At 73.8% G+C, this 12,614-nt stretch carries 8 protein-coding genes and 1 tRNA gene; 4 read left to right on the forward strand and 5 right to left on the reverse strand.

The genetic code is table 11. From position 1 onward, the window contains the following. Positions 1-146 precede the first annotated feature (146 nt). Both Z164_RS0116775 and Z164_RS0116780 read right to left on the reverse strand, forming a co-directional pair. Positions 147-222: transfer RNA gene (locus Z164_RS0116775), tRNA-Ile, on the reverse strand. 82 nt (positions 223-304) lie between these two features. Continuing rightward, the gene (locus Z164_RS0116780) at positions 305-2,641 is read right to left on the reverse strand and encodes a GH92 family glycosyl hydrolase (RefSeq protein WP_043690589.1); all 2,337 of its coding nucleotides are present in this window, start codon (positions 2,639-2,641) and stop codon (positions 305-307) included. A 134-nt stretch (positions 2,642-2,775) separates the two neighbouring features. Between Z164_RS0116780 and Z164_RS0116785 the strand changes: the two genes are divergently transcribed. From Z164_RS0116785 to Z164_RS0116800, 4 genes are read left to right on the forward strand one after another with little or no spacing between them, the layout of a single operon-like run. Next, entirely contained in the window at positions 2,776-3,846 is a 1,071-nt protein-coding gene (locus Z164_RS0116785) for a LacI family DNA-binding transcriptional regulator (RefSeq protein WP_024891837.1), read from the forward strand. Beyond that, positions 3,843-5,153 carry a sugar MFS transporter gene (locus Z164_RS0116790; protein WP_024891838.1) on the forward strand — a complete coding sequence of 437 codons (1,311 nt, stop codon included), beginning with the start codon at positions 3,843-3,845 and terminating at the stop codon, positions 5,151-5,153. Before Z164_RS0116785 ends, Z164_RS0116790 begins: the two co-directional genes overlap by 4 nt. Beyond that, positions 5,153-6,139 carry a carbohydrate kinase family protein gene (locus Z164_RS0116795; protein ID WP_024891839.1) on the forward strand — a complete coding sequence of 329 codons (987 nt, stop codon included), beginning with the start codon at positions 5,153-5,155 and terminating at the stop codon, positions 6,137-6,139. The genes Z164_RS0116790 and Z164_RS0116795 overlap by 1 nt, the downstream gene beginning before the upstream one ends. Continuing rightward, positions 6,136-7,479 carry an AGE family epimerase/isomerase gene (locus Z164_RS0116800; RefSeq protein WP_024891840.1) on the forward strand — a complete coding sequence of 448 codons (1,344 nt, stop codon included), beginning with the start codon at positions 6,136-6,138 and terminating at the stop codon, positions 7,477-7,479. Before Z164_RS0116795 ends, Z164_RS0116800 begins: the two co-directional genes overlap by 4 nt. Here the strand turns inward: Z164_RS0116800 and Z164_RS0116805 are convergent. The 3 genes from Z164_RS0116805 to Z164_RS0116815 are packed head-to-tail and all read right to left on the reverse strand — an operon-like array spanning position 7,430 to position 12,506. Beyond that, entirely contained in the window at positions 7,430-9,025 is a 1,596-nt protein-coding gene (locus Z164_RS0116805) for a serine hydrolase (RefSeq protein ID WP_043690592.1), read from the reverse strand. The two genes, Z164_RS0116800 and Z164_RS0116805, sit on opposite strands and share 50 nt — an antisense overlap. 53 nt (positions 9,026-9,078) lie before the next feature. After that, positions 9,079-10,119 (reverse strand): N-acetyltransferase DgcN family protein, encoded by a 1,041-nt coding sequence (locus Z164_RS0116810; RefSeq protein ID WP_024891842.1) that lies wholly within the window; start codon positions 10,117-10,119, stop codon positions 9,079-9,081. A 59-nt stretch (positions 10,120-10,178) separates the two neighbouring features. Further along, on the reverse strand, positions 10,179-12,506 hold the full coding sequence (locus Z164_RS0116815; protein ID WP_024891843.1) for a TonB-dependent receptor: 2,328 nt from the start codon (positions 12,504-12,506) through the stop codon (positions 10,179-10,181). Positions 12,507-12,614 lie beyond the last annotated feature (108 nt).

Raw genomic sequence — 12,614 nt, forward strand, 5'->3', positions numbered from 1 at the left:
GATCGGCGGCAGTGCGCCGTGGGGATGCTGGCCCGACTCCGCAAGGATGATCTGATCCGTGTCGGTGCTGATGACGGGGTTGACGTTGTGCGTGGCCATGCTTTGGAGATCGCCATCGCATACTCGGACTGCATCCGACCACAAGATGGTGGGCCCACCAGGATTCGAACCTGGAACCAAAGGATTATGAGTCCTCTGCTCTGACCGTTGAGCTATAGGCCCCCGCGAGGCTGAGCAGTGTAGACCAGCGGCGGCGCCGGCGGCGGGCGCCCGGGGACGTCCGGCGGACGGTCCGCCGCGATGCCTACCGGCTCATCGAGTACGGCGCCTCGGCGCCGGTGCCGGGCCAGTCGCGGTTGGGCTCGGCCTGCATGGCGAAGCGCAGTTGGCCGCCGGCGAGGATCTCGTCGTGGCGCAGGAAGGCGCGCACCAGCGGTTGGCCGTTGAGGGTGGCGGAGGCGATGTAGCCGTGGCCGCGCTCCAGGCCTTCGGCGACGATCTCGAAGGTGCGGCCGTTGGGCAGGTGCAGGCGGGCGCGCGGCAGGAAGGGGCGGCCGATGATGTATTCGCCGCTGCCGGGCGCGACGGGATAGAAGCCCAGCGCGGTGAACAGGTACCAGGCCGACATCTGGCCGAGGTCGTCGTTGCCGGCGAGGCCGTCGGGCCGGTCGGCGTACTGGGTGGCCATGATCTGCGCCAGCCGCGCCTGGGTGCGCCAGGGCTGGCCGGCGTGGGCGTAGAGGTAGGCGACGTGGTGGCTGGGCTCGTTGCCGTGGGCGTACCAGCCGATCAGGCCGGTGATGTCTTCCATGTGTTCGAAGATCGCGGGATCGACCTCGGCGTCGAAGACCGCGTCGAGCCGGCCGAGCAGCGCGTCGGCGCCGCCGTGCGCGGCGGCGAGGCCGGCGACGTCGTGCGGCACGTACCAGGAGTACTGCCAGGCGTTGCCCTCGGTGTAGTCGGTGCCGTAGCCGCTGGCGGTGGGGTCGAACGGGGTGCGGAAGCTGCCGTCGCGGTTCTTCGCGCGCATGAAGCCGGTGCCGGGGTCGAAGACGTGGCGCCAGTGGGCGGCGCGGGCGTCGAAGTCGCGGGCGACGTCGGCGCGGCCCATCGCCTGCGCCATGCGCGCGATGGTCCAGTCGCCGTAGGCGTATTCGAGCGTCTTGGAGGCGGCCTCGCCCTCCTCGTCGATCGGCACCCAGCCCAGTTCCATGTACTGGCGCAGGCCGTCGTAGGGGCCGTAGGAGGCGCTGGCGACCATGGCGTCGAGCGCTTCGTCGGCATCGAAGCCGCGGATGCCCTTGAGCCAGGCATCCGCGATCACCGGCACCGCGTGGTAGCCGATCATCGTCCAGGTCTCCAGCCCGTGGAACGACCACACCGGCAGGACGCCGTAGGGGCTGTGGCGCCGGTGCGCCAGGAGCGAATTGACGAAATCGGCATTGCGCCGCTCGGGCTGCACCAGGGTCAGCAGCGGGTGCAGCGCGCGGTAGGTGTCCCACAGCGAGAAGGTCGAGTAGTGGGTGAAGCCTTCGGCCCGGTGCACGGCGTTGTCGGGGCCGCGGTAGCGGCCGTCGGCGTCCATGAACAGCGTCGGGCCGAGCAGCGCGTGGTACAGCGCGGTGTAGGCGCTGCGGCGCTCGGGCTCGGGCGCTTCGATGTCGAGCACCGACAGCGCCTCCACCCATTGCCGCTTCGCCTCCGCGCGCACGCGGTCGAAGTCGAAGTCCGGCACCTCGGCGTCGAGGTTGGCGATCGCGGCGGCCTCGTCGACCGGGGAGATCGCCACCTTGACCACCAGCGGCGCGTCGAGCGGGCCGAAGTCGAAGGTGCCGACCAGTTGCCGGCCTTCGATCTGCGCGCGCTCGCCGGGCGTGCGGTCGGCGGGCGGGGCGAAGCCCTTGTAGCGGATGTCGGTCTCGGTGTTGTGGAACGCGTGGCCCTGCAGCGGCCGCGAGAAGCGCATGGCGAAGTAGAGCTGGCGGCCGGGCGCCCAGCCGCGGGTCTCGCGGAAGCCGGTGATGGTGCCGTCGGGCATGCGCCGCAGCCGCGACCACAGGATCTTGCCGGGGTAGTCGTACATCGAGGTGCGCAGGTCGAGCAGCACGCGCGCCGGCGCGCCGGCCGGGAAGGCGTAGCGGTGCACGCCGGCGCGCGCGCTGGCGGTCAGCTCGGCGCGCACGCGGTAATCGTCCAGGGTGACGGCGTAGTAGCCGGGCTCGGCGTGCTCGTCGTCGTGGCGGAAGCGCGAGGCGTAGCCGCTGCGCGGCACCTCCGGGTCGCCGCGCTCCAGGCCGGGATCGCCGGTGAAGGGCATCAGCAGCACGTCGCCGAGGTCGGAGTGGCCGGTGCCGGAGAAGTGAGTGTGCGAGAAGCCGACGATGCTCTCGTCGTCGTAGCGGTAGCCGGCGGCCCAGTCGTAGGCCCGCTCGCGCGGCTGGATGCGGGTGTCGGGACTCAGCTGCACCATGCCGAAGGGCACCGTGGCGCCGGGATAGGTGTGGCCCTCGCCGCCGGTGCCGATGAAGGGATCGACTGCGTCGAAGGCGCGCTCGCCCACCGCGGTCGGGCCCGCCAGGGCCGTGCCGGCGGCCATCAGCGCGCCGAGCGCCGCCGCCATCGTCGCGCCGCGTCGAACCATGTTCGCCCCCCTCTTTGGATCGATCCAATTGGCGCGACCCTAGCATCGCCGCGGTGGCCGGGCATGCTGCATTGCACGATGCCGCGACCGTGCGCTGGCCTCACCATGCCGCCGTTGAACCGATCCAAGCCCCCATGCCCGCCGAGCGCCCCGCAGCCCGCCGCGTCACCCTGGCCGACATCGCCGCCGCCTGCGGCCTGTCCAAGGCCACGGTGTCGCTGGTGCTGCGCGACAGCCCGCTGGTGCATCCCGATACCCGCGCCCGCGTGCGCGCGGAGCTGGAGCGGCAGGGCTACGTCTACCACCGCGGCGCGGCCAGCCTGCGCCGGGGCGGCTCGAACGCGGTGGCGCTGGTGGTCAACGACCTGGCCAACCCGTTCTTCGCCGAGTTCGCCGCCGGCGTGGATGCGGCGCTGGCCGAGGCCGGCTATGTACTCCTGCTGGGCAGCACGGGCGAATCACCGGAGCGGCAGCAGGCGGTGCTGGCCTCGCTGGTCGAGCACGGGCCGGCGGCGCTGATCCTGTCGCCGGCCGAGCACACCGACGGCGCGCGCCTGCGCCGGCTGCTCGGCCCGCGGCTGCCGGTGCTGGTGTTCAACCGCGCGCTCGACGGCGAGGCCGCGGCGAGCTGGGACTACCTCGCGCTGGACAACCGCCAGGGCGCGCGGCTGGCCGCCGAGCATCTGCTCGCCCACGGCCATCGCGCGATCGCGTTCTTCGGCGGCCACCGCGATTCCAGCTCCTGCGAGGAGCGGCGCGCGGGCTACCGCGATGCGCTGGCCGCGGCCGGCCTGGCGCCGGACCCCGGCTGGCTGGTCGAGTGCGCGCCGACGCGGCTGGAAGCGGCGCGCCACGCCGGTGCGCTGTTCGCGCGCGATCCGGCGCCGACCGCGGCGGTCTGCTACAACGACGCCGTCGCGCTCGGGCTGATGGCCGGGCTCGCCGCGCGCGGCCGCCGCGCCGGCGCGGACTTCGCGGTGGTGGGCTTCGACGACATCGCCGAGGCGGCGGTGGCCGTGCCGCCGCTGACCACCGTGGCCGCCGCCCCGCGCGAGCGCGGCCTGCAGGCCGCGCGCCTGGTGCTGGCGCGCCTGCGCGGCGAACTGCCCCCGCCGCCGCACGCGGTGGTCGCGCCGGTCACGCTGCGCGTGCGCGACAGCAGCCGCACCCTTTCCGATTCCCCGACCCAAGGAACTGCCGCATGAGCGCACCGACGCGCCCCATGTCCAATACCGCCGCGATCGCCGTGGTCAGCCTGATCTTCTTCACCTGGGGCGGCATGACCAGCCTCAACGACGTGCTGATCCCGCATCTGAAGGCCGTGTTCTCGATGAACTACGCGCAGACGATGCTGATCCAGTTCACCTTCTTCGGCGCGTACTTCCTGATGTCGCTGCCCTCGGGCGCGGTGGTGGCGCGGGTGGGCTACAAGGCCAGCATCGTGGTCGGCCTGCTGGTGGCCGCGGCCGGCGCGGCGATGTTCTATCCCGCCGCGCGGCTGCCGTCGTACGGGCTGTTCCTCAGCGCGCTGTTCGTGCTGGCCAGCGGCATCACCCTGCTGCAGGTGGCGGCCAACCCGTACATCAGCCTGCTGGGCAGCGCGGCCACCTCGCACAGCCGGCTGACGCTCGCGCAGGCGCTGAACTCGCTGGGCACCACGCTGTTCCCGCTGCTGATCGGCCCGCTGATCCTGGTCGGCGCGGTGCTGGGCGCGGACGAGATCGCGGCGATGAGCGCGGCCGAGCAGGCCGCCTACCGTGCCGCCGAAGCGCGCTCGGTGGAGCTGCCCTACCTGATGCTGGCCGGCGGCCTGCTGCTGATGGCCGCGTTCGTGGTGCTGATGCGCATCCCGTCGCTGCGCGAGGCCACCGACGCCGGCGACGAGGCCCGCCATACCTACCGCGAGGCGCTGTCGTTCCCGCGCGTGCGCTGGGGCATCCTCGGCATCTTCCTGTACGTGGGCGCCGAGGTCTCGATCGGCAGCTTCCTGATCAACTACATGGCCGAGCCCGCGATCGGGGGCCTGCGCGAGGCCGACGCCTCGCGTTTCCTGGCCTTCTACTGGGGCGGCGCGATGGTCGGCCGCTTCATCGGCGCGGCGCTGATGACCCGTTTCGATGCGCGCCGGCTGCTGGCGCTGAGCGCGGTGGTGGCGTGCACGCTGCTCGCGGTCACCATGACCACCGAGGGCCGCGTGGCGATGTGGAGCGCGCTGGCGATCGGGCTGTTCAACTCGATCATGTTCCCGACCATCTTCACCACCGCGATCGAGGGCCTGGGCACGCTGACCAGCAAGGCCTCGAGCCTGCTGGTGATGGCGATCGTCGGCGGCGCGATCGTGCCGCTGGCGCAGGGCGCGCTCGCCGACGCCATCGGCATCCAGCACGCGTTCGTGGTGCCGCTGCTGTGCTACGCCTACATCGTCTGGTACGGGCTGCGCGGCTCGCAGCTCGGCGGCGGCGCGGCGACCGTCGGCGCGCCGGCCACGGCGCGCCCCGGGCCGATGCACTGATGGCCCAGGCCCGCACCGCCGTCGTCTGCTTCGGCGAGGCGCTGATCGACTTCCTCGGCGGCCCGGCCGAGCCGGGCGCGCCGCGCTGCTTCCTCGCCCAGCCGGGCGGCGCGCCGGCCAACGTCGCGGTGGGCGTGGCCCGGCTCGGCGGCCGCGCGCGCTTCGTCGGCATGCTCGCCACGGACCTGTTCGGCGACGCGCTGCTGGAGGCGCTGCGCGCGCACGGCGTCGACGTCGCCCAGGTGCGACGCACCGCCGACGCGCCGACCGCGCTGGCCTTCGTCTCGCTGGACGCCGGCGGCGAGCGCAGCTTCAGCTTCTACCGCCCGCCTGCCGCCGACCTGCTGTTCCGCGCGCAGGACTTCGACGAGGCCGCGTTCGCCGACGCGGCGGTCTTCCACGTCTGTTCCAACAGCCTGACCGAGCCCGCCATCGCCGGGGCCACCCTGCACGGCATGGCGCGCGCCGCGGCCGCCGGCGCGCTGGTCAGCCTCGACCTCAACCTGCGACCGGCGCTGTGGCCGCGCGGCGCCGATCCGCGCCCGGTGCTGTGGCGCGCGCTCGCGCTGGCGCGGCTGGTCAAGCTCAGCCGCGAGGAACTGGCCTTCCTGGCCACGGCGAGCGACGAGGACGCGACGATCGCGCGGCTGCTGGGCGAGGCCGCCGAGGCGGTGGTGGTCACCGACGGACCGGCGCCGGTGCGCTGGTGGACGCGCGCGCGCGCCGGCACCGCCCCGACCTGCCCGGTGGACGCCGTGGACACCACCGCCGCCGGCGACGGCTTCGTCGCCGGCCTGCTGTGGCGGCTGACCGCGCGCGGCATCGGCCCGGGCGATCTCGCCGCCGCCTTCGAAGACGACGCCGTGCGCGCCGACCTGCTGCGGCATGCCGCGGCCGCCGGTGCGCTGGCCACCACCCGCCACGGCGCGTTCGCGGCGATGCCCGATGCCGACGCCGTGCGCGCCCTGACCGGAACCGCCCGATGAACCTGCCCGCCACGCCCCTGCCCGATTTCACCGCGTCGCAGGTTCTGCGCGCGCACGTCGCCGACACGATGGCCTTCTACCACCCGCGCGCGATCGACCCGGCCGGCGGCTTCTTCCACAGCCTGCGCGACGACGGCCGCATCGCCGAGCGCAGCCTGCGCCACCTGGTCAGCAGCACGCGCTTCGTCTACGGCTACGCGCTGGCCGCGGTGGAGTTCGCCGATGCGCCGCTGGCCGCCGAGTACCGCGACGCCGCCGCGCACGGCCTGCGCTTCCTGCGCGAGGCGCACCGCGACCCCGGCTCCGGCGGCTACGCGTGGACGCTGCGCGACGGCGTGCCCGAGGACCGCACCCAGCACACCTACGGGCTCGCCTTCGTGCTGCTGGCCTATGCCAGCGCGCGCAAGTCCGGGCTGGACACCGCGGCGTGGATGGACGAGACCTGGGACCTGCTGGAGACGCACGCCTGGGACCCGGCGCACGGGCTCTACCGCGACGAGGCGGATCGCGACTGGCGCTACAGCGACTATCGCGGCCAGAACGCCAACATGCACCTGTGCGAGGCGCTCATCGCCGCGCACGAGGCCGACGGCGGCCCGCGCTGGCTGCCGCGCGCGCTGGCGCTGGCCGACGCGATGACCCGCCGGCAGGCGTCGCTGGCCGGCGGCCTGGTCTGGGAGCACTACTGCGCCGACTGGTCGGTGGACTGGGACTACCACCGCGACGATCCCACCCACCTGTTCCGGCCCTGGGGCTTCCAGCCCGGCCACCAGGTGGAATGGGCCAAGCTGCTGCTGCAGCTGCGCGACCACCTCGGCGCCGACGCCCCGGACTGGCTGCTGCCCACCGCGCGACGGCTCTACGACACCGCGCTCGCGCACGGCTGGGACGACGCGCATGGCGGCATCGTCTACGGGTTCGCGCCCGAGTCCCTGCGCGCGCGCTCGCCGGCGCCGGGCGAGCCGCCGCCCGACCTCGCCGCCGCGCCGATGTACGTCTGCGACGCCGACAAGTACTTCTGGGTGCAGGCCGAGGCCATCGCCGCGGCATGGCGACTGCACGCAGCCACCGGCGAGGCGCGCTACCGCGACGACTACCTGCGCCTGTGGGACTACGCCTGGCGCCATTTCGTCGACCACGTCCACGGCGCCTGGTACCGCATCCTCGATCGCGAGAACCGCCGCTACGACGACCTCAAGAGCCCGCCCGGCAAGACCGACTACCACACCATGGGCGCCTGCCACGACGTGCTCGCGGCGATGCGCGGCGCCGCGAGCCGGCGCAACGGCGCTACCGCTGCGGCTGCGGCTCGAACAGCAGGTCGTGGTAGTCGTAGCTGAAGTCGGCCAGTGGGGAGACGGCCTTCATCCGGATCTGCGCGACCTCGCCGTCCGCGTCCAGCGCGAAGGTGACGTAGGCGGGCTCGATCGAGGCGTCGTCCCAGTCCGCGCGGAAGGTGTCGTAGTGCCAGTGGCTCAGCGTGCCGGCCATGCCCGGGGTCTGCAGGAAGTCGATGCGCAGCCGGTCGCCCTGCGCTTCGATCGCGATCGGGCCGTACCAGGCATCGGCATAGCGCCCGGCGTAGCCGGCCGGCGGCAGCGAGGGCCGCGAGGCCTTGCGCGCCGGGCCGCCGGCGGCCTCCAGGGCGGCCAGGCCGTCGGCGAGGCGCTGCCGGTTCCAGGCGTCGAACGCGGCCACCCAGTCGCGCGGCGGCAGGCCGAGGTAGTGGTCGAGCAGTTCGTAGCCGAGGCCGCGCAGCACCGCCACGTCCTCGGCGTTGATCTGCAGCGAGATGCCGATGCCCCGTTCGGGCACCAGCACGACGAAGGCCAGCACGCCGAACACCGCGCCGCCGTGCTGCACGACCTTGACGCCGCGGTAGTCCTGCACGTTCCACCCCAGCGCGTAGCCGGAGAACTGCGGGGTGATGTCGGCGATTGGCTCGGGGAAGGGCCGGATCGGCACCGGCACCTGCGGATTCCACATCTCGCGCGCGCTGGCCTCGCCGTACAGCCGCGCGGCCTGCCCGTCCGGCAGCGCGCCGAGCGCGAGCTGCACCTGCAGCCAGCGCGCGAAGTCGTTGGCGCTCCACGACAGCCCGCCGGCCGGCGCGCCGACCTGCCCCAGCCCCTCGCGCTCGGGCAGCGGCTGCTGCGCGCCGAGGCCGCGCAGGCGCGGGTCGAGGCGCGCGTGCGGCTGCGCGCGGTTGGCGGTGGCGAAGCGCTCGTCCTCGTGGCTGGTGGCCGTGCGCATGCCGAGCGGGGCGAAGATGCGCTCGCGGACGAACCGCTCCCAGCTCTGCCCGCTCGCCGCGGCGACCACCTCGCCGGCGACGATGTAGAGGATGTTGTCGTAGGCGTAGCCGCTGCGGAAGCTGGTGGCCGGGCGGAGGTGGCGCAGCGCGCGCACGATGTCGGCGCGGCTGCGCGAACTGCGCGGGACGAACAGCAGGTCGCCCGCGCCCAGGCCGAGGCCGCTGCGATGCAGCAGCAGGTCGCGCACGGTCATCTCGCGGGTGACCCAGGGGTCGTACATGCGGAAGTCGGGCAGATGATCGACGACGCGGTCGTCCCAGCCGAGCCGGCCCTCGTCGACCAGGATCGCCAGCGCCGCGGCGGTGACCGCCTTGCCGGTGGAACCGGTCGGGAAGATCGTGTCGGCGTCCACCGCCCCGGGCGCGCCCAGCCGGCGCACGCCGTAGCCTTGCGCGTGCACGATCCGGCCGTCCTCGACGATCGCGATCGCCATGCCGGGGACGTCGTGCGCGCGCATGACGGCCTGCACGCGGGCGTCGAAGCCGGGCGGCGGCGCGGCCCACGCGGCGGCCGCCGCGCACCACGCGATCAGCGCGATCGCGGCGCGCTGCGGACGGATCTTGGCGGTCATGGGCGTCTCCTCGTGGGCGGTGGAAGGGTCTGTGGCGCCGTGCGGGCGCCGGCTCAGGCCAGGCAGGCGTCGACCAGCCGCGCGAAGGCGTCGCCGCCGCGCATCGGGTCGGCCACCGGCAGGCCGAGGCGCGCGGCGGCGTCCTCGATCGCCCGCCGCGCCGCGTCGTCGTCGAGGCCGCCGGTGTTGAGGCTCACGCCCGCGCAGCGGATCGCCGGGTTGGTGCGCGCGCCGAGCCGCAGCGCCAGCTCGATGGTCTCCTCGACCGAGGGCAGCGCGTAGTGCGGATGGCCGAGCACGCGCTCGCGGCCATGTGCGTGGCAGACCACGATCGCATCCGGCTGGCTGCCGTGCAGCAGCGCCAGCGACACGCCCGCATAGGCCGGGTGCGACAGCGAGCCCTGGCCCTCGATCACGTCCCAGTGGTCCGGGTCGGCGTCCGGCGACAGCAGCTCGGCGGCGCCGGCGGCGAAGTCCGCGACCACGGCGTCGATCGGGATGCCGCGCCCGGCGATCAGGATGCCGGTCTGGCCGCTGGCGCGGAAGTCCGCGTCGATCCCGCGCTGGCGCAGCGCGCGCGCCAGCGCGAGCGCGGTGTACTTCTTGCCCAGCGCGCAATCGGTGCCGACGGTGAGCAGGCGCCGGCCGCTGCGCTTGCGGCCGCTGGCCAGCGGCAGGCCCGGCGGCGGCTCGCGCACGTCGATCAGCCGGCGGCCGTGCGCGATCGCCGCCTGCCGCAGCGGCTCGAGATCGCCCAGGCGGGCGTGCAGGCCGGCGACGAGATCGAGGCCCGCGTGCAGCGCTTCCAGCAGCGGCGGCAGCCACGCGGGCGGGATCCGGCCGCCGGGATTGGCGACGCCGACGACCATCGCGCGCGCGCCGAGCGCGCGCGCCCGCGCCGGCGTCAGCCGCGGCAGTCCCGTGGTGATGGTCGCCTCGCGGCAGGCGAACTCGCCGACGCAGCGCTCGCGGGCCCAGTCGCGCAGCCCGAAGGCGGTCTTGGCGTAGCCGGGCTCGGCGATGTCGCCCAGGAACAGCAGGTAGGGCTGCGGGAGCGCATCGGCCTCGCGCAGCGCGGGAACGGCATTCGGCATGGGGGAGGCGCTCGGATGCGGTCGGGTGCGTCGTCCCGGGTGGCGGGCGGCGCTCGGAGTCAGAAGCGGTAGTCGAACTCGATGCCGAAGGTGCGCGGCTGGATCGGCACCGCGGCCAGGTGCCCGCGCGCGCCGGTGAGCGCACCGTCGATCGGCGCGATCGACGACCAGCCGTCCTCGCCGGTGACGTTGTTGACGTAGGCGCGCAGCGACCAGCGGTCGCGGCCGATGCCGGCGTACAGGTCGAGCGCGCGGTAGCTGTCGAGTTCCAGCGGCGGGGTCAGCGCCTCCCCCAGCACCGTGGAGGGATCGCCCGGCGCGGTCAGGCGCTGGCGCTCGGTGGTGTCGTTGACGCGATCGCCGGTCCAGCGCAGCGCGGCGCCGACCTGGCCGTCCAGGCCGCCGGCGGTGGCGAACGCGTACTCGGCGGTCGCCGACCACGACAACTTCGGCACGTAAGGCATGCGGTCGCCGCCCAGGCCGGTGTTGAGGATCACGTCGAAGCCGTCCTGCGGGATCACCGTCGGCTCGAAGTCGTTCTTGACGCTGGCGCGGGTGTAGGCCGCGTTGAGGCCGAGCAGCAGGCGGTCGGTGGCGCGGAACAGCGCCGCCAGCTCCACGCCCTCGCTCTTGGCCTCGCCGCCGTTGACCAGGCCGCCGATGCCGTTGAACGACGAGGCCACCTGGATGTCCTCCCAGTCGATCCGGAACGCGGCCAGGTCGAGCTGCACACGGCGCTCGGCGAACTGCGACTTCAGCCCGGCCTCGTAGCTGGACAGCATCGAGGAGTCCACGCTGGGCGGCATGCCGGCGAGCGCGACGTTCGGGCCGCCCGGCTGGTAGCCGGTGGCGGCGCGCAGGTACAGCAGCACGTCATCGGCGAGCTTGAACTGCGGGCTCAGGCTCCAGGTGAACACGTCCTCGCTGGATTCGCCCGGCGCGTCGCCGATGGGCGCGAGGATGCCGGCGCTGACGTTCTGGCTGAACCACTGCTCGTTGCGCGCCTGGCGGATGCCGGCGTCGAGCTTGAAGCGCTCGCCGATGCGCCAGGAACCGTTGGCGAACAGCGCGAGTTCCTCGTAGGTGCTCGGCAGCGCGATCCGCGCGAGCGTCGAATAGGCCTCGCCGCCGGCCGGCAGCGGCGAGCCGTCGCGCTGGCCCAGCCAGGCGAACTGGCTCTGCTCCGCGTCCTCCTTGGTGTAGAACACGCCGACCATCCACTCGAAGCGGCCGCCGCTGGCGGAGGTCAGGCGGAACTCCTGGGTCAGCTTGTCGAGGTCGAAGTCGTAGCGCGTGAACGAACTGCCGGGCTCGGGCAGGCCCAGCAGCTGGTCGGCCACTTCGCCGAACTGCACGGTGGTGTCGATCCGGTCCATCGTCTTCGTGTTCGACCAGCCGGTGGCGGAGACGAAATCGCCCCAGCCCAGGTCCCAGGCCAGGCTCAGCGAGGCCAGCGTCAGCTTCTTGTCGAACGGCTGCCGTTGCCAGCTGCGGCCCGACAGCTCGCCGGCCAGCGGCGCCCGGGTCTGCGGATCGAGCGCGACGCTGGCGCGGTCGTCGCTGCGCACGCGCTGCTGCAGCACCGACAAGCCGACGTCGACGGTATCGCCGTCCCAGGACAGCGCCGCGCGCGCGCCGGTCTGCTCGCCGGTGTTGACGTCGCGGCGGCCGTCGACGGCGTTGTCGGTGTAGCCGGGCAGGCCGTTGCGGGCGGCGCTGACGCGCAGGCCGAGCCGGTCGTCGTGCAGCGGCAGGCTGGCGCCGAAGCGCCCGTTCCAGTCGTGTCCGCCGTCCTGCACCGCGCGCCCGCCGAGGCCGACGCGGAACTCGCGGCCGGCCGCGTCCGGCGCATGGGTCACGTACTTGAGCAGGCCGCCGATCGCGCCGGCGCCGTAGAGCGTGCCCTGCGGCCCGCGCAGCACCTCGACCCGGCTGATGTCGTAGGGCAGCAGGTCGAGCATCAGCGCGCCCGCGCCCTGGTAGATGCCGCTGGAACCGACCGGCACCTCGTCGATGTAGGTCGCCACGGTGGCGCCCGAGGACAGCGCGGAGATGCCGCGCAGCGATACCGAGGTCAGGCCGGGGCTGCCGGCGTTCTGCACCTGCAGGCCGGGGATCAGGGCGGCGTAGTCGGACAGCGAGCTGGCGCCCAGGTTCTCCAGCTCGCGCTCGCCGACCACGCTGATCGAGGCGCCGACGTCGCGCACGTTCTCCACGCGCTTGTTGGCGGTGACCACCACGGTGTCGAGCGTGGACGCGTCGCCCGCGGCGAGCGCGCCGACGTCCTGCGCCAGCGCCGGCACCGCGGCGGCGCAGGCCAGGCTCGCGGCGACGGCCATCGACAGCGGGGAGCGGCACCACGGGCGTGCGGGCTGGAACGCGTTCATGTCTGGGCTCCCCGGCCGGTCGGCGGAATGGGTCATCGGAATCGAGCGGTCGACCACCCGGCGGGCCCCCTGGCGGCGATGCGCACCGGATATCCTGATTGGGGATCA

This window comes from Luteimonas huabeiensis HB2, assembly GCF_000559025.1.
In the GTDB taxonomy this organism is placed as follows: domain Bacteria; phylum Pseudomonadota; class Gammaproteobacteria; order Xanthomonadales; family Xanthomonadaceae; genus Luteimonas; species Luteimonas huabeiensis.

What these genes read in the sequence shown, in the direction of transcription:
- Z164_RS0116785 (WP_024891837.1), top strand. Translation starts at nt 2,776, where the DNA reads ATGCCCGCCGAGCGCCCCGCAGCCCGCCGCGTCACCCTGGCCGACATC.
- Z164_RS0116780 (WP_043690589.1), bottom strand. Translation starts at nt 2,641, where the DNA reads ATGGTTCGACGCGGCGCGACGATGGCGGCGGCGCTCGGCGCGCTGATG.
- Z164_RS0116800 (WP_024891840.1), top strand. Translation starts at nt 6,136, where the DNA reads ATGAACCTGCCCGCCACGCCCCTGCCCGATTTCACCGCGTCGCAGGTT.
- Z164_RS0116805 (WP_043690592.1), bottom strand. Translation starts at nt 9,025, where the DNA reads ATGACCGCCAAGATCCGTCCGCAGCGCGCCGCGATCGCGCTGATCGCG.
- Z164_RS0116790 (WP_024891838.1), top strand. Translation starts at nt 3,843, where the DNA reads ATGAGCGCACCGACGCGCCCCATGTCCAATACCGCCGCGATCGCCGTG.
- Z164_RS0116795 (WP_024891839.1), top strand. Translation starts at nt 5,153, where the DNA reads ATGGCCCAGGCCCGCACCGCCGTCGTCTGCTTCGGCGAGGCGCTGATC.
- Z164_RS0116815 (WP_024891843.1), bottom strand. Translation starts at nt 12,506, where the DNA reads ATGAACGCGTTCCAGCCCGCACGCCCGTGGTGCCGCTCCCCGCTGTCG.
- Z164_RS0116810 (WP_024891842.1), bottom strand. Translation starts at nt 10,119, where the DNA reads ATGCCGAATGCCGTTCCCGCGCTGCGCGAGGCCGATGCGCTCCCGCAG.